Origin of the sequence: Vibrio sp. MACH09, from assembly GCF_033238805.1 — a bacterium.
In the GTDB taxonomy this organism is placed as follows: Bacteria; Pseudomonadota; Gammaproteobacteria; order Enterobacterales; family Vibrionaceae; genus Vibrio.
The window spans coordinates 1,661,204-1,679,263 of the sequence record NZ_BSFZ01000002.1; the positions used below are offsets into that span (position 1 = coordinate 1,661,204).

The window sequence follows — 18,060 nt, forward strand, 5'->3', positions numbered from 1 at the left end:
GGAAATCATAAATGAAACAACTCAAACAACAACTGCAAGAACTAAAAATTGTACCTGTGATTGCGATAAAAGACGCCTCTAAAGCGGCCATGCTGGCAAAAGTATTAGTTGAAAACGGCTTACCCTGCGCTGAAGTCACATTTCGTACCGAGCAAGCATTTCAGGCTATTGTCAATATGCGAGAAGCCTACCCCGATATGCTTGTAGGAGCCGGGACGGTATTGAACAAACTTCATGTTAACCAAGCGATTATGGCAGGTGTTGATTTCGTTGTGAGTCCGGGACTCAACCCAACAACTGTCGCTTACTGTCAGCAAAAGAATATGCGGATTATACCGGGTGTTAATAACCCAAGTCAGGTTGAACAAGCGATGGAACTGGGCCTTGATACGGTTAAGTTTTTCCCCGCTGAAGCGTCTGGTGGAACAAGTATGCTTAAAGCACTAAGCGCAGTTTACCCGGTTAGTGTCATGCCTACCGGCGGTATAAGCCCCGACAATGTTCGTGATTACTTAGCACTGCCTTCCGTGATTGCTTGTGGCGGAACATGGATGGTGCCCAATGCATTAATCGAAGAAGAACGTTGGGATGAACTTGCAACTCTTGTCTCTCAAGTCGCCACCATCATCGGCAATAAGGGTTAATAATGTTAGCAGGAAATACAAACCAGCCAGAATTAGTCCGTTATATTGACAGTCGTTTGCTGCTATGGATTAATCAAGCCCTCGCAATTGCGGATAATCACCACGAAGGCGAATATCCACTCTCTGACCAAGGGGTATTTGCTGTGATTGTCAATACAAGCACAGAACAACAAGCTGACAGAAAAGCAGAAGCACATAAGTACTATGTCGACGTACAAATACTGCTAAAAGGTTCAGAAAAAATAGGCTATTCCCACTTACTGCCTAATGATTTAAAGCAGCTTGAAACTTACCCTGACGACGTTCAGTTCATCGACAATGTGGAGAATGAAAACTACATCATATTGCAAGAAAATGACTATGCCGTGTTCTATCCAGACGAAATACATCGACCTCTTTGCGCGGTAACTCAACCAAGCAAGGTGCGAAAAGCCATTATAAAAATTCCGGTCACCTTGTTTAATTAATCTATTAGCAGTGACTATAGCAACCCTCGCCTATAGTCACTGCACCTTTTAGGCTAAACTGAATTTAAAGGTGTTTTAGATAGAAAATTTTGTCGATACCTTTATCCAGATAATCTTCATAGCGGCCTATCTCCTTAAAACCTTGAGATTGATAAAATAGTGGCGCTTGAAAGGAATAGGTATTCACAGCAATATTTTTAATGTTTCTCGTTCTGCACTCCTGTTCAACCCGATGCATTAGCTCCCCTCCAACACCTTTGTTTCTCAACGTTTCTGACAGCCACAAATACTTAATTTGCACTGATGTTAAATAGATAGCCCCCGTTAGCCCTCCGACAATATTTCCTGTTTTGTCACGGACAAAAATAGCAAATGAGTTATCTTCTATTTGAGGGATGTTTTTATGATTGAATTCACTTAAACCATCATAAATACACGCAATTTCCTCATTCTTTGGTGAATGAGTCACACTGATATCCATTTAAGTTTCCTTGTATTGCTAGGGTCTGTTGACCTTTTCCGTATATTTTTGCCGCTTTTTGTTGGTATTTTATACAAGGCAGTGTCTATGCCGTGTAGTCAACGACACAATCAGGCGATAACGCAGTAGAAAATGCCAACAAATGCTGCCCGAAGGGTTCATCTTAGTGATGAAAATTACTCGACTAAATGCCGAAACTAACTGCCCCCATTTAAAAAAGCAAAAAGAGAAGTAACTATACCTCTCTTTTATTAACTCTATGATTCATTTTCTAAGTGAATAAACAAATCAAATTAAAGCAAACCAGTTAGCAACGACCAACAGTGCACTTAAACCAACAATGGTAGGGGCAAGATAATATACACACTTCCCTCTGCGACTTTTTAGTTTATCAACAATGACTATTTTAGTGGTATATAAGGATGCAACCATACCAATCGCGACGATCACCATAGTCACAACCCCTTGCACTGTATCCGTAAAGAGTACATTGGCCGACATAGCTAAAACACCACTTTCTAATAACTTAGCTGTTTGTACTCCAATTGGATCGGTCACAACATTTTTGCCATAACCAATATAGTGGTTTACAACATCCAGCATTTTACTCAAATGCATGCTGAATATAAGCGGTAACAAAGTCGGTGCTGTTTTTTTCGCTATCGATAGTAGCCCTTTTTTACCAGTCACAAGGCTGACAAAGTACGACGTAGCAAAAATAAATAGCGCAGGTAAAGAGAGGTTTATCCAGAAACCTTCCATCCAATTATAGCCAAATATTAGCTCTGGAATCCCCAGCCCTTTTAACCAATTTGGTACGGCCGTAATTAGATGGTCAAAGAACAGCCATGATTCTCCAAATTCAGCAATCATGATGCCAAAAAGTATCGTGATTAGCGCTAAGCCACCATTATTTTCTACCTTTTTTAGGCCGTGTTTGAAAGGTGATTGTAGTTTGAGTTCAATATTCGTCTTTGGACACTCTTCGACACATTTAAAACACATAATACAAGTATCTTTAAACGCAGGCTGAACCATACACAATTTCGCAGGGCAGCTTTGATAACACTCTTTTGTGGTGCATGACTTACAGATATCTCGATCAATGGGTGACAACTCCACTGTACCTACTTTGGAATAAGTTCCGATAAACCCGTTTAATGGACAGAACGAATTACAAAATGCATTCTTCTCAAAAACGAGCCCAACAACAACGGCCAAACCAAGCAAGCTTAATAAATATAAGCTGGTGAATACGCTAAATTTATCCACACTGTATGAAATAATAATGGTGTGTAACAAAAACAAACCGATCGCGATAAATATGCCATTTTGCCGAACGACTTTAGGAACTTTTATATTAAAGCCAAACTTATCAACCATTTGATTTATAAATCGTATCGGACAAATTGAACACCATAAACGAGAGTTCAATAACGCAATCAAAACAATGCCCGGCCACCATACGCACCAAACCCAAAATGAGGTAATGTTGCTGTAGCTGATAGCACCTTCTCCCGCACCAAAAAATCCGGCAATAGAGAGTGTGACAAAGGCGGCTAAACCAATTAAATGTACCCAACCAAATATTGGCGTGTTATTCACCAAAAAGGTCAAAATTCTTCTCTTTCCAGAACCACTATCGTTGCTAGTCGAATGCTGCATAACAGAAAACCCTTACTTAATTATTTTAAAAGCACGGTAACGATATTTTGCATACGCCTATATCGTTACAAGTGAAGTAAAATAAGAATAACTAGGGCTGAATGAATTATTGATGAATACAATCCTCATCAATAATTCAAAATATTCGCTATGATCTGGCATTTTGTTTTGAGCATGTATTGGTAAGGCAACGAAGTAAATCATACTAATTCGGGCAATAAAAAACGGATAATGCTAATGCACTATCCGTCATATTCGCTTAATTATTTTTGGCCGTATTTGTAAGGCTATTGATTTACCTTCACTGAAACTATTATTTAGCAATACTCAACATCAAAATCGCTTTTAGGCCACCTATACTGCTTTTTTCAAAACACAACTTTCCTCGATAGCTCCTTGCAATTTCGGCAACAATATTAAGTCCTAACCCTGATCCCGGAGCAGATTCATCTAGCCTAAAACCGCGTTGAGTAATTTTCTCAAGCTGTTCTTTATCTATTCCTACACCATCATCTTCGACAAATATAGTGACTCTCTCTCCCTCTTGAACGCTGTAAACTCGTATTAAACTTTTTGACCATTTATAGGCGTTTTCAATAAGGTTACCCAGCATTTCATCTAAGTCATTTGGATCAACAGCAACTTCAATTTCTTGCGCCAGTTCATTTACCAGAAGCACGTTACGCGAAGAATATAACTTATCAAACGCTGCGGCAAAGGCATCTACCCGCTTACTGGGTGATGACTTTGCTGACAAAATACTCATCGCCCCTGCAACCCGAGTTCGGCTAAGATGATAGTCAATATGGTGCTGAACCTGTTTAATCGTATCAGATAGCTTATCCCTATCATCGTCAGTTAGTTCAGCGATCTGATTATTTAATATCGCTAACGGCGTTTTTAATGAGTGAGACAAATTTCCCGCATGATGCCTTGCTCTTTCAAGCAACTCAGTATAATGAAATAACATGGCATTTAAATCTGAGACTAGAGGCTGAACTTCCATTGGGTAATTGCCATGCAAAGCCTGTTGTTTGCCTCCTTCCACTAATTTAAGCTCTGTTTGCAAATGGCTTAACGGACGTAAAGACCAACTTGCCTGTACCACAGTGAACAGCAGTACCCCAATAAATAACAACAACAATATCAACCACAAAATACTGGTTATATTCTTGATGCTCTCTTCCATTGGGCCTTCTTCAATACCAACCACTATGTTGTAAGCTGTCGACTCTCCTTTGAGCAATACTTGTTGCTCTAAAAAGTCCAGCTCTTCACCTTTTGCTCCGTATAACAGTCCCTTAGAGGTATCAATAGCAGTATCTACCAACGAATCTGATCTCAGTAACTGCCCATTTCCATAAACAATCCAGTATAAACCGCTGTAGGGTTTGCTATATCTCAGGTCGGTAGGATTCACAGACAATACTAGCTTCTCGTTCTTATCCACCACTAGCCCATTACTGATCTCATCCACCGCAAGCTGGAGCTGTTTCTGAAGTTCAACATGAAGATAATTTGAAACCAATGAAGGAATCACAATACCAGCTAATAGAATTAAGCTTCCCAGCCAAATACAGGCCGCTATAAAAAGACGCTTGCGTATACTGCTTTTTGTCAAAAAGCTCTGATTACTCCACATTCAATTTGTACCCAAAGCCTCTAACTGTATGAATAACATCAGAACTCATTTTCTTACGAATACGGCCAATGAACACCTCAATGGTGTTAGAATCTCGGTCGAAATCCTGCCGGTATATATGCTCTACCAACTCACTTCGTGAAATAACCTTGTCACTGTTGTACATAAAATAGGCCATTACTTTAAATTCCAAGGCCGTTAAATCAATCAGTTGCTCCCCCCAAATGATCTTGGATGTTTTTGTATCCAGTTTAAGATTACCAATTTGTAATATAGGTGATGCCTGACCCAATGAACGACGTAATAACGCTCTAACTCGAGCGGTCAGTTCTATCGTTTCAAACGGCTTGGTAAGATAGTCATCGGCACCAGCATTTAGCCCATCAACACGCTGAGTAAGCGTGTCCCTAGCGCTCAATATCAGCACTGGGGTATTAATACCCTCTTCGCGGATGCCTTTTAGTACGGTAAGCCCATCTAACTTAGGTAAACCGAGGTCGAGAATAATGACTTGCCACGTTTCAGATGTGGCGCGATATAAGGCATCAATTCCGTCCTGAGAAAGTTCAACAGTCCAGCCTGCACTCTCTAACGTAGCCATAATTTGCTGTGCTAATAAGGGTTCATCTTCAATAACAAGTATTTTCATTAATGTTGTACTCCTCAAAAAAACATTAAACCAATACAGCCCTGTAATTTAGTCATAGCGAGTTTTCACACATGAACTTTCCATTATCCGTTCCTGATAAAGTTGTCAAATTGTATCTATAGCCACATGAATAGAATGTGAAAATGGCAAGTAGATTCTGACTTTTTTATTCAGCAAATATTCAGCGTTGATACAACAAACTTAACGCCAATATCCCCTTAGTGAATTCATTATCGGGGCCGAAACAACCAAAGAAATACCAGAACTGCCGTTTCTTTTGAGGAGTCAGATATGGACAATATCGAAAAGGTCAACAGCCACACGGCCATAAAAAAAGAGAATCAAAACCATGTACAAATAATGGATGGTAATGCGGCAGCAGCATCTGTTGCTTATCGCTGTAATGATGTAATTGGTATCTATCCCATTACGCCGTCATCACCAATGGCAGAGATGTGTGAAGAGTGGAGCTGTGAAAAGCGACCGAATGTTAGAGGCATCACCCCTGAGATTTATGAAATGCAATCAGAGGCAGGGGCAGCAGGGCTTGTGCATGGTGCTCTAACCGCTGGCTCAATGGCGACATCTTTTACCTCGTCACAGGGTCTCCTTTTAATGTTACCCAACATGTATAAGATTGCAGGAGAGCTTACTCCTTTCGTACTGCATGTTGCTGCCCGGACCATCTCTACCCACGCTCTGTCTATATTTTGTGATCACTCAGACGTAATGGCAGCACGTCAAACAGGCTTTGCCACTCTCTGCGGCAACAGTGTTCAGCAAGCTCACGATTTTGCTTTAATTTCGCAATCTTCCACCTTAAAAAGTAGAGTGCCATTTCTGCATGTTTTTGATGGTTTCAGAACATCTCACGAATTAAATCATGTCAGCACAATCTCCAATGAAATCATCACTAGCATGATAGAGCGGCATGATATTGATGAGCACCATCAACGACGCCTAACCCCCAACGCGCCAAGCATTAGAGGTACTTCTCAAAATCCAGACTGTTATTTTCAAGCCAGAGAGGCGGTCAACCCATATTATGATCAATGCGCTGATATTGTCGCGCAAGAGATGAACAAATTTGGCCAGTTAACTGGCCGCCATTACCAACCATTTGAACTATACGGCGCTAGTGATGCTGAATCTCTTATGGTGATAATGGGCTCTGCTACAGGCGCTGTTCGTCAAGCCGTAGACAAACTTAATCATCAAGGAAAAAAGGTAGCGCTACTTTGCGTACACTTGTTTCGTCCTTTCTCAATCAAACACTGTCTTAGCGTTATTCCACAAACCGTCACCTCTGTAGCGGTATTAGATAGAACAAAAGAAGCAGGAGCAATAGGCGATCCCCTCTATCTTGATATTCTGTCAGCGATACATCAAGGCTGGAACAAACAGCACAATACACCAGTACCTAAAATCGTAGGTGGACGATATGGCTTGGCGTCAAAAGAGTTTACTCCCTATCATGCAGAGACGCTCTTTCATCGTTTAGCAAACCAAACGCTATTTCACGGTTTTACCATCGGTATTACTGATGATGTCAGTCATCGTTCAATACCTATGGATCTATCCTTAAATGTTTATGACCATCAAGGAACAAGCGCTCTTTTCTATGGCATCGGTTCCGACGGAACAGTGGGTGCAAACAAAAACACCATTAAGATCATTGGTCACCATACTAACCTGTTCACTCAAGGCTACTTTGTATATGACTCCAAAAAATCCGGTGGTTTAACAACCTCTCATCTGCGATTTAGCGATACAGCTATAGATTCTCCATACTTAATTGATAAAGCGGACTTTATTGGCTGTCATCAATTTAGCTTACTTAACAATACCGATCTATTAGCTAACGCCAATCAAGGCGCGACGGTTTTGTTTAACTCAAAATACGCCGCCAACGAACTTTGGCAAAAGCTAAAGCATCGTGATCAGATGTGTGTCCTTGATAAACAGTTAAAACTCTACACCATAGATGCAACAAATCTAGCCAATCAATGTGGGGTTCATGGCCGCATTAATAACATTATGCAACGGGCGTTCTTTTTACTAACAGACTTACTGGATGCTGACTCGGCTCTGCAACATCAAATAAATGCCGTTGTTACCACTTACGCAAGTAAAGGGAAAAAAATTGTCGACGCGAATCTCTCTGCAATTGAAAAAACTCAACAGGCTCTATTTTCAGTTACACCAGATGCCAACAGCATCAACCCGCAAATGACAACATCAATAGCTTCGCAGACGCCAGAATTTATTCGCAATGTAACCAATGAGCTAATGAAGAGCAGAGGTCACTTACTGCCTGTTAGTGCGTTCTCTGCTGATGGTCGTTGGCCGACCAACACCAGCAAATGGGAGAAAAGAGACATTGCTGAATTTGTGCCTCAATGGGATGAAGAGAGCTGCACACAATGCAATATATGCAGTCTAGTCTGCCCTCACTCTGCAATTCGAACCAAAGTCGTAGATAGCAATACGCCAGTCGAGGATCTACCTGCTTCATTCAAAATCACCGACTACAAACTACGGGATTTTAAAGGACATAAATATACACTTCAGGTCTCCCCCGAAGATTGTACTGGGTGCCAGTTGTGCGTAGAGATGTGCCCAGTTAAGGCAGGAGAAACGAAGCAAAATAATGCACTTACTATGGTGACGAGATCATCTGTTTCCGCTCAGCAGAGCGAAAATTTCGACTATTTCACTAAACTGCCAGAAATATCGCCAATCGACATTAAACGAATCGATGCCAGAAGCAGTCAGCTGTTAGAACCATTATTTGAGTTTTCCGGAGCATGCTCTGGTTGCGGAGAAACGCCTTACATAAAACTGCTTACCCAGCTTTATGGCGATCATATGCTTATTGCTAACGCAACTGGATGCTCTTCCATTTATGGTGGAAACTTACCTACCACTCCGTACGCAAAAAATGCTCAAGGGCTAGGCCCTGCGTGGGCTAACTCATTGTTTGAAGACAACGCTGAATTTGGTTTCGGCATGAGACTGGCTTTGGACAGTGAGCAAAAACGGGCAGTTTCAATGCTAGACGAGGCCAAAGGCTTGATTCCCGCCACGCTACAGAGTGACTTAGTCCGTTTCGTATCTGATACCTCGATTACAGGTATCAATCATCAGCGTAAAAATGTTGAACAGCTAAAAAGCATGCTACCACCACGACACCCACTTCACTCAGTCGCCGATGATTTAGTCGCTAAAAGTGTATGGATTATTGGTGGCGACGGCTGGGCATTTGATATTGGCTATGGCGGTCTAGACCACGTTTTATCGAGCGACAAAAACATAAATGTGATGGTTCTAAACAATCAAGTGTATGCCAACACTGGTGGACAGCAGTCAAAAGCGACACCTACCGCTGCCAGCGCAAAATTCGCCAGCAACGGCAAAAGCTTAGCAGGCAAAGACCTCGGTATTAGTACCCTAATCAATGGTAATGCTTATGTTGCCAGCATCGCCATGGGTGCCAACATGAACCAGACGTTACAAGCCATTCAAGAAGCGGAGGCGTATCCGGGACCATCGCTAATTATCGCCTATGCCTCATGCATTACTCACGGAATAGATATGGCTCAAGGTATGGTTCAACAAAAACAGCTAGTGGACACAGGATTATGGCCTCTATATCGCTTTGATCCGCGACGAGCTGATAAGGGTAAAGCCGCTTTACGACTAGATTCTCGTCCTGCAAAACTGGCGGTGGAAGAAGTCACCTTAAAACAGAACCGATTCAAGCAGCTTATCTCATCCAACAATGAACTGTATGAGCACAACATCAACTCATTACAAAAACAAATTGATAGTAAACAGGCCCTGTTAAACCAGTTAGCCAGTTGTAAATAGATTTCACTTATTCATGATATTAAGAGGAAAGAATATGGAAAATGTCGCCGTTTTTTATGCCAGTGACTCTGGTTCAACCGAAAAAGTTGCCGCTCTCATTGCGCAGCAGTTCTCAACAGAAAGTCACGATATTGCCGACGCAGATATTGAAGAGTTAGAAGAATATGACCTAATCGTATTAGGAACACCCACGATCAACGATGGTGAAATTCAGTCTGACTGGGGTTACGTACTGCAGGAACTAGAAGATCTCAGCTTAAGCAACACCAAAGTCGCTGTCTTTGGCTTGGGAGACCAAATTGACTTCCCTGATACTTTTGTCGACGGAATGGCCGACTTAGCGAATGCTTGCAAAGATGCTGGTGCGACAATTATCGGCCGCTGGCCATCTTCAGGCTATCAATACTCCGAATCACGAGCAGAAGATCAAGGTGAGTTTATCGGCTTAGCAATAGATGTAGACCGGCAGGCAGATCTCACTCAAGAGAGAGTAATAAAATGGACAGAGCAGCTAAAAGGCGCATTAGCTGCTTAAGTTTTCAATACCATTAATCAAGAAACTCAAAATAACCTTATTGCTCTAACGGTCAATGAGGTTATTTAGCCTTAAAAAACTGACAACTAGGGTAAGCTTTTACTCAGTCCTAATCTCTGGTCCACGGGTAGATAGTTTCATCACTTTGATTTTGAAAAAAATGATAATTGAGCTGCATATAATCATCTTTCTTCAGAGCTGTGATATCCCACTGGTTCAGATTGAGGTTGAACTCAAAATCCGAGTTAACCAGTTGTAGCTGTTCAAACTTCCGTTTGCCAATTCGATAAAGGGCAATGCTCGGTGTCTTACAATCAAACGTTACCGTTTCGCTAGGTTTACCGTTAACAGTAAGCTTAGCCTGATATGGTGTATCAGAATCGCACGGCACCTCTTTTACGAAAGTAAACAGGAAGTTGGCATTATTTGTCGTATTCAAAAATATTGCTAACTGATGCTTCAGATCGACTTTGCGAAAAATCAGCTGTTTGGTGTGATTTTCACGCGCACTTTGCATCGCAGTATTATCTAAACGGACAAACTGATCATCAACCCAGAGCCACTGTAAACCTTGATCAGCGAACGTCAGTGCTCGATACGATTGAAATCCCAGATAACCGAACCCCACCAGAAAACTGGCGAACAATAGCAATAAATATTTAAATAATTTAGACATCAGTACATCTCAAACAATCTGCAATCACGTTCATCTTCATCGCATAAAAACAGTCGTTTCTACTCACATTAATTTGGCATAATGCAAAGGTAAGCACCACACTGTCAAGCACACAGTTATCAATGTAGACAAACCACCTCTTTGAGAGTGTTCTATATCTCCTTGCTTACTCCTTTGTTGCTCCTCTCATGGCAATCTGTAGAAAAACAGGTACAATCCGTGCTCAAATTTTTCCTATCATACGGCCTTTACTATGCACTCACCTCAACACTGCTTTACTCGCTTCAACGTTGCTATCGAAGGTTATGAATTACCAAAGGAATTTACATTTCCGTTCTACTATACTCCGCACCCTTTATGCGTATTAGCGGCTGAACAGTTACAGCAGCACTTAGAAACTCAAACCGATTTCGAACATGACTTTGGATTAGAGAGTAATGAAACTGGCCGAGGAAAAATGTTTGGGGTGCTGTTGGTCGAGAACCTTCAAGGGGAAATCGGCTTTTTGAGTGCGTTTTCCGGAAAGATTGCAGAGCAAAACTTATTGGCTGGTTTTGTTCCACCGGTATTCGATATGTTGACGGAAAAAAGCTTTTTTCTTGAAGAGAGGGATGCGATTAATAAAGCCTATACAGATTACAATACCCTTTCACAAGATCCAGAAATAGCCGAGCTAAGCGCTCAAATTGAAACGGAGCGCACGGCTTATGAAAAAGAAGAGCAATCACATCGCCAAATGATGATTATGAATCGCGCTATTCGTAAGCAGCAGCGTGAAGAAGGCAAAGAAACTCTTGCACCAGAACGATATCAAGATTTACTGAATGACTTAAGCAGACAAAGCGTGTCTGAGAAAATAACACTCAAAAACTTAAAACAGAGTTGGACTGAAAAATCAGCCCTCAAAGAACAACGCTTAGCGGAACTTCGCGCACAATTAGCGGCACTTAAGCATAAGTACAAAAGCTTATCGAACGCCTTACAACATAAGCTGCATAAACAGTATCGTTTTTTAAATGGTCACGGCCAACTGCGCGATTTAATTGATATTTTTGCTCCAACAAGCAACCCTGTTCCACCAGCAGGTTCTGGCGAATGTGCGGCACCAAAGCTATTACAATTTGCTTATAAGCACGGTTTTAAACCACTTGCTTTCGCTGAATTTTGGTGGGGAACTCCGCACAAATCTGAAGTTCGTCAGCATAAAAAATTCTACCCTTCGTGCAACAGCAAATGTAAGCCCATTTTAGAACATATGCTGCAAGGTTTGAGTGTTGAATCTAATCCTCTGGAAAAGAACTGGGCAGAAGATAAAGAGTTAGAAATTGTATTTCAAGATGATGCGATGGTGGTGATTAATAAGCCATCAGGCTTATTATCTGTTCCGGGAAAAACGATCAAAGACTCTGCCTATACTCGTTTACAAACATTGTTCTCAAGCGTAGAAGGACCATTTGTCATTCACCGCCTAGATATGGTGACATCAGGGCTATTGGTATTCGCATTAACCAAACGAGCCAATAAAGATCTGCAAAAACAGTTTATTACCCGAAATGTACAGAAGCGCTATATCGCTCTTTTAGAAGGCGAACTGAATCAACCAGATGGAGATATAGCCTTACCATTGCGCGGAGACCCTAATGACCGTCCGCGTCAACTTGTCTGCAACGAGCATGGTAAACATGCTGAAACTCACTGGCAATTAATTGAAGTGAAAGAAGGTCGCAGTAAAGTATACATGTACCCAAAAACCGGTCGAACCCATCAACTTCGCGTCCACTGTGCACACCATTTAGGTTTGAATATGCCTATGGTGGGAGACAGTTTATATGGAGAAAAAGCCGATCGCTTGCACTTACATGCTGAACGACTAGAGCTGGATCATCCATACAGTAAGGAAAGAATGACATTTCAAGTGGACAGTGAGTTTTAGTGACCGTCTGAACATTGGATAAAATTTGTTTTGGGGCCTACACCATAGCAGCTCTCTGCTGGTGTGTGCCCTTTGTTGCTCTTGTCTTTTGTTGATCTTGTCTTTTGTTATACGCAGTTACTCACCACACTTAACGGCAAAACCGATTCTCGCTTGATGAGCAATGGGTGAAATGCACGGGAGACAGAGCACTGCTTACCTTCTAATGAAATTCTTGCGGCATTAATTGCCATACTTTCTATTGGGCTGCGTATGGTCGTTAGCTTTGGCGAAAAGTAGCATTGTGGTAACACATCATCAAACCCAACAATAGAGAGTTGCTCCGGAATTGAAATGCCATGCTCTTTAAATACTTGAATTGCCGCCGCGGCATAAAAGTCATTAAACGCAACCAGTGCTGTCATGGGCAAGCCTTTGTTTAAAAAGTTGGTAGCAGCCAACGCCCCACCTTGCTCTCCAAACGGCACTTCTTCTATCCAATCAGGGTTAAACTGAATCCCCGCTTCCTGCAATGCTCGTTGATAACCATCAAAACGAAGAAATTTGTCATCCACTTCCGTATCACAGGACAAAAAGCCGATTCGACGATGCCCTTGTTCAATTAAGTGTTTTGTCGCCTGATAAGTCCCTTCACTGTTGTCTAGCCAAACACATTGTTGTTCCATTGCTGGAACACGTCGATTGATAACAACGAGCCCAGGATTATGTTTTGCGTATTGCGTTAACGTCTCATCACTCATTACTTTGCTGTGGATCACAATATTGCGACATCCCTTACTCAGCATGAACTTTATCGCATCTTCTTCACAGTCGGCGTCATAATTGCCACTAGCAACCATCATTTTCTTATCATACTGCTTGGCAATCTTTTCTACACCCTGACTTAATAAACCATAAAAAGGGGAATTAAACCGGCTAACAATCAATCCAATAGCATTGAGCCCTTGATTGATATTAAGCCTCTGATTTCCTTTTACTTTATATCCTACTTGAGACATTGCTGATTGAACGATTTCAACCGTTTCTGGTATCACACTGGACGATTTATTAATCACCCTAGAAACCGTTGCTGTCGACACACCTGCTGCTTTCGCTACATCGTTTATGGTTGCCATTTCTCCTCCTAATTTCCTTAAGATTAACTCAATGTAAATTACACTACAATTATCATTTTTTACATTGGTGAATAGGGTCACAGAAAAGCCGAAATTGACACGATAAGATCCATTTCGTGACCTATAGCGAACAAAAAGACAATAAATTCGACATATCGTTTTTATACCCTACTACTCATACTGGATGTAAATTACATGAATAACGAAACCAAAATTGAACCTTCTGTTGGCTTGGCACTCATGCCAATAGCAACCATGCTGCTCTTTCTTATTGTTGGTTATGGTGTGTTCGGCTTACCTATCGAAAGTTTACTTCTCTCCTCGGCAGTTGTCGCTTCAGCTGTTGCATGGAAAATTGGCTATAGTTGGGATGACATTCAAGGCGCGATCATCGACCGTTTAGCAAAGGCATTACCTGCGGTATTCATTCTTGTCTTAGTTGGAGGGCTTATCGGTAGCTGGATGATAGGTGGAACAATTCCTATGCTGGTCTACTACGGCCTGAAAATCATCAGTCCAGAGTACCTCATTTTAACCGCTTTCCTAGTCACCAGCTTAGTCTCACTGTGTACGGGTACTTCTTGGGGTTCTGCGGGTACAGTAGGGGTCGCTTTAATGGGTGTGGCATCAGGTATGGACGCCAACCTTGCGGCTACTGCTGGTGCGGTGGTTTCTGGTGCCTATTTTGGTGATAAAATCTCACCGTTATCTGACACCACCAATTTTGCTCCCGTCGTTGCCGGTACAGATCTTTATTCCCACATTCAGCATATGCTTTGGACAACAATTCCAGCATTCTTATTAGCGGCGGCGGTGTTCTTCTTCGCCGGTAACAGTGATGTTTCTGCCGATACACCCGACAAGATTATTGCCATCCTTGCCAACTTGGACCAACTGTTTACACTAAATATATTCCTACTATTGCCACCTGCCCTGATTCTTTTTGGTGCTATCCGTAAACTACCAACCATTCCATTGATGGTGGCAGCTATCGCAATCGCTATCCTCAATGCCGTTATTTTCCAAGGGTTTGACTTGGCCACCGCGTTAAGCTCGATGCTTAGTGGATTCAATGCATCGATGTTTGCCAATGCAGGTCTTAGTAACGTTGAAGTGATTGGAGATGTATTAACACTGGTTAATCGAGGTGGTATGTCTTCTATGATGGGCGTAGTGCTGCTGGTATTTTGTGCATTCTCCTTTGCTGGCGCACTGGCGCTTACCGGTGGTCTGAATGTTTTAGTCAACCTGCTATCTAAAGGCATTAAAGGCACCGCGAGTCTCATTGGCGCCACTATCGTGACGACCATTACCGTGGTATGCACAACATCCGATGGAAAACTGGCTCTTCTTATCCCATCTGAGCTCTTCCGTGATACATACAAACGAATGCAACTTGACGCCAAAAATTTATCTCGAACAATCGAAGACGCAGGGACGGTTATTGAGCCGTTAGTCCCATGGACAAATGCTGGAGTATTTATGGCTGCAACACTTGGCGTCGCCACACTTGACTATCTTCCATGGGCAATTCAAAACCTTTCTGGGGTATTTTTCGCAATGATTTGGGCCTCAACAGGTATTGGCATCGCAAAACTTAAATTGAGCAACACAGCGCAAGCATCATCTGCAGATAAAACCGCAGAAACCGCATCTGCTTAGCGTATTTATTTAACTTTACTACCTTAGCAAGGGCTCATTCAGTGGGCTCTCTGCTACCTAAGGGCTATTATGCAACACGAATTAGATACCGTTATTAATCGCTATGGTACGGACTGCCTAAAGTGGGACTATATGGAGAAATGGCTAGGTGTTCCTGAAGGTGAAGCGATACCAAGTTGGGTATCTGACTGGGATTTCAAGGCACCAGAGTTTATTACTAAACCTTTAAAAGATCGTATTGAACACGGCATTTTCGGGTATTCTGAACGCGGTGATGACTACTTCAACTCTGTCATCGACTGGTGGGCAGTAAACCACAATGTTGAACTAAAAAAAGAGTGGTTTCACACGACTCCCGGCAGTCTTCCTGCCATCGCAATGCTTATTGAACGTTGGAGTAATATCGCAGATAAAGTCTTGGTATTTAGCCCTGTTTATCATGCATTTTACCGTACAATAGAAAACACTGAACGAACATTAGTCGTGTCACCTCTAGAGGAGAATGACGGCTACTACACCATCAATTTCGACCATCTAGAGGCACAACTTAAAAATGGCGTTAAGGTGTTAATGTTTTGCAACCCACATAACCCCGGTGGTCGAGTATGGACAGAGCAAGAAGTCACTCGTGTTTGTGAGTTATGCCATCAGTACAACACCTATATTATCTCAGACGAGATATGGGCAGATGTTGTTTTTAAAGGCAACACCTTCTATAGCTGTTTACGTGTTGATGCTCGCTATTTAGATAAAATGGCCGTTTGCATCGCAGGTACTAAGTCATTCGGTCTGCCGTCAATGCGGCTAACCAACACCATGATCCCAAATAAGCAAGAAGCAAAGGCGTTGAAATCGAAACTTCTTGCCTATGGCATTGATGTATATAGCTCATTTAGCTTACTGGCGAACCAAGCAGCGTATCGCCATGGCCGTAAATGGTTAACAGACACGCTTCAGTACCTCGAACGCAACAATAAAGTACTCTCGGACTTTGTAGACAGCGAACTTTCTCTGGTGAGCTACCGTGTTCAAGAGTCCACTTATCTTGCATGGCTTGATTGTCGTAGCATGGAGATGTCCGATGAAGAGCTAGAAATACAGCTTCATGGTGCGGGCGTTATCCCCACCATGGGTTACAGTTTCGGTGAGCAAGGAAGAGGATTTATTCGGTTAAATCTAGGTTGCCCCACTTCGGTTCTCGAAGAGAAAATAAAACGTCTAAAAACGGTATTAAAGTAATCAACCTGAAATAAGAGTAATGAATGAAACCGCCGCCTTAGAGCAGAAATACTCTAGGCGGCGGTTTTAACATGTTACGTTACGACATTGCTTAGTTAAACCTTATCCTGCCGGAATACCAAAAATAACAATCGTCATCGCGACAACACCAAGTACACCAAACTGCATAGCCCGCTTATCATTACCTTGACCAAGCGCTACCATTGTCGAGACTAAACACTGCAATGCGTAGAAAAGCGCAAACGCACGACTAGCTAGCGCGACAATTGACACCACATCGGTTCCCCATATAACCAGCACAGAAACAATGCCGATCAATAGATAGGCGTGTTTCGGCGTAATATGTTTATGTGTCGTATCACTGACTAACCCGCTTGCACCGATACTATCAGCAACCGAAGCGCTAAACTGGCTCGCAACTGCGCCAGCAGCAACCACATAAGGTAACCATGGCGATACTCTCTTTATCACATCAATAAATCCCGCGACATCAGCTGACGAGGTAAAATAGGGGAAAAGTGGCAGCATCAAAATAAAGAAAACAATATAGACACATGTAGATATCACTTGTGCGCGTCGCATTGCCTTGATTCTTTGGTTAGGGTTATACATCTGCCCCATAAACCTTGTTGTCTCAAATCCCTGAACAATAATGACTAGCCCCATTAGAAAACGTACTGTATCCCAGTCAAAAGTATGGCTCTCTTGTAATACCGCTCCCCAGCTATACTCAGACGGTAGCGTAAAACCAAAAATAACTAATGAAACTAACAACGCGGCAATTACCGCTAAGTTGGCACTCACCGTATACTTTTCTGTTCGTTCAATCCCTTTCAGTCCCTTAGTTGCCCCTACTCCGCAAATCAAAAGAATCAAAGCAGTCGCTATCCCCTTGCCAACCATTGGGTTGTCAACATTTGCCATCTTTAGTGTAAAAGTCGCCAGCAGAACTAAGTAGTATGCAACAGAAATAAAATACGCACCGATTAACACCACATGTGACGCAGTTTCGATAGATTTAATCGTGTGGCCAGCCTCCGCCTTTTCTAAAATCGGCTCAGCGTTGGCAATATTAAAGCGAATCGACTCTCCGAACAGATACGCCAATGCTGTTAATCCGACCACCGCCAGTACTGCCCATACGCCAATCGCACTCGCCAGCATAGGAACTGAAACTAAAAAGCCACTACCAATAATGGAGGCTAAAGGGGTAACGGTAGCTGACCAAAGTTTATTGTTACGCACTGGAGGGCTTATCAAAAGCAGGAATGTAATAAGCAGCACTACACATAACGCTATGTCTATAAAATTCATCAAAAATGCCTTTTGCTTTATCTTGTCATTTAGTTGTTCTAATCGTGGAGTTTGCACTTGTTCCACTCGTGAGGCACTTCTAAGAAAGTCTTGCCACCCATAGAAAGAGGGATGTTACGAACAACTAGGGTTAGGCTCAAATTAAATATATTTATAGAGAAACTTTGC

General features: G+C 42.2%; 14 protein-coding genes. 7 read left to right on the forward strand and 7 right to left on the reverse strand.

The genetic code is table 11. The annotated features are described in order from the left end of the window. Positions 1 to 11: 11 nt before the first annotated feature. Entirely contained in the window at positions 12 to 644 is a 633-nt protein-coding gene (locus CHJ_RS22730; RefSeq protein WP_317919142.1) for a bifunctional 4-hydroxy-2-oxoglutarate aldolase/2-dehydro-3-deoxy-phosphogluconate aldolase, read from the forward strand. 2 nt (positions 645 to 646) lie between these two features. Continuing rightward, a complete protein-coding gene (locus CHJ_RS22735; protein WP_171753900.1) occupies positions 647 to 1,111 on the forward strand; it encodes a YhcH/YjgK/YiaL family protein in 465 nt (154 codons plus the stop codon). A gap of 64 nt (positions 1,112 to 1,175) precedes the next feature. On the opposite strand, the gene CHJ_RS22740 is transcribed toward CHJ_RS22735, so the two are convergent. The 4 genes from CHJ_RS22740 to CHJ_RS22755 form a co-directional block, all read right to left on the reverse strand. Then, positions 1,176 to 1,592 carry a GNAT family N-acetyltransferase gene (locus CHJ_RS22740; RefSeq protein ID WP_171753899.1) on the reverse strand — a complete coding sequence of 139 codons (417 nt, stop codon included), beginning with the start codon at positions 1,590 to 1,592 and terminating at the stop codon, positions 1,176 to 1,178. Positions 1,593 to 1,880: 288 nt separating this feature from the next. Continuing rightward, positions 1,881 to 3,257 carry a 4Fe-4S binding protein gene (locus CHJ_RS22745; protein WP_317919143.1) on the reverse strand — a complete coding sequence of 459 codons (1,377 nt, stop codon included), beginning with the start codon at positions 3,255 to 3,257 and terminating at the stop codon, positions 1,881 to 1,883. A gap of 313 nt (positions 3,258 to 3,570) precedes the next feature. Continuing rightward, positions 3,571 to 4,899, reverse strand: coding sequence for an ATP-binding protein (locus CHJ_RS22750; RefSeq protein ID WP_317919144.1), 1,329 nt, complete (start codon positions 4,897 to 4,899; stop codon positions 3,571 to 3,573). After that, positions 4,889 to 5,548, reverse strand: coding sequence for a response regulator transcription factor (locus tag CHJ_RS22755; protein WP_171753896.1), 660 nt, complete (start codon positions 5,546 to 5,548; stop codon positions 4,889 to 4,891). Before CHJ_RS22755 ends, CHJ_RS22750 begins: the two co-directional genes overlap by 11 nt. A gap of 291 nt (positions 5,549 to 5,839) precedes the next feature. Between CHJ_RS22755 and nifJ the strand changes: the two genes are divergently transcribed. Further along, the gene (gene nifJ, locus CHJ_RS22760; RefSeq protein WP_317919145.1) at positions 5,840 to 9,418 is read left to right on the forward strand and encodes a pyruvate:ferredoxin (flavodoxin) oxidoreductase; all 3,579 of its coding nucleotides are present in this window, start codon (positions 5,840 to 5,842) and stop codon (positions 9,416 to 9,418) included. 34 nt (positions 9,419 to 9,452) lie between these two features. Next, positions 9,453 to 9,953: a flavodoxin gene (locus CHJ_RS22765; protein WP_171753895.1), complete on the forward strand. Its 501-nt coding sequence runs from the start codon at positions 9,453 to 9,455 to the stop codon at positions 9,951 to 9,953. 109 nt (positions 9,954 to 10,062) lie between these two features. On the opposite strand, the gene CHJ_RS22770 is transcribed toward CHJ_RS22765, so the two are convergent. Further along, positions 10,063 to 10,629, reverse strand: coding sequence for a hypothetical protein (locus CHJ_RS22770; protein ID WP_317919146.1), 567 nt, complete (start codon positions 10,627 to 10,629; stop codon positions 10,063 to 10,065). A gap of 253 nt (positions 10,630 to 10,882) precedes the next feature. Between CHJ_RS22770 and CHJ_RS22775 the strand changes: the two genes are divergently transcribed. Beyond that, positions 10,883 to 12,562: an RluA family pseudouridine synthase gene (locus CHJ_RS22775; RefSeq protein ID WP_317919147.1), complete on the forward strand. Its 1,680-nt coding sequence runs from the start codon at positions 10,883 to 10,885 to the stop codon at positions 12,560 to 12,562. A 107-nt stretch (positions 12,563 to 12,669) separates the two neighbouring features. Here the strand turns inward: CHJ_RS22775 and CHJ_RS22780 are convergent, their stop codons facing one another. Continuing rightward, positions 12,670 to 13,677: a substrate-binding domain-containing protein gene (locus tag CHJ_RS22780; protein ID WP_317919148.1), complete on the reverse strand. Its 1,008-nt coding sequence runs from the start codon at positions 13,675 to 13,677 to the stop codon at positions 12,670 to 12,672. 195 nt (positions 13,678 to 13,872) lie between these two features. Here CHJ_RS22780 and nhaC point away from each other — a divergent pair, with 195 nt between their 5' ends. Both nhaC and CHJ_RS22790 read left to right on the forward strand, forming a co-directional pair. Continuing rightward, a complete protein-coding gene (gene nhaC / locus CHJ_RS22785; protein ID WP_317919149.1) occupies positions 13,873 to 15,339 on the forward strand; it encodes a Na+/H+ antiporter NhaC in 1,467 nt (488 codons plus the stop codon). Positions 15,340 to 15,408: 69 nt separating this feature from the next. Further along, positions 15,409 to 16,578, forward strand: coding sequence for a MalY/PatB family protein (locus CHJ_RS22790; RefSeq protein WP_317919150.1), 1,170 nt, complete (start codon positions 15,409 to 15,411; stop codon positions 16,576 to 16,578). Positions 16,579 to 16,680: 102 nt separating this feature from the next. Here the strand turns inward: CHJ_RS22790 and CHJ_RS22795 are convergent, their stop codons facing one another. Beyond that, entirely contained in the window at positions 16,681 to 17,892 is a 1,212-nt protein-coding gene (locus tag CHJ_RS22795; protein WP_317919151.1) for a hypothetical protein, read from the reverse strand. Positions 17,893 to 18,060 lie beyond the last annotated feature (168 nt).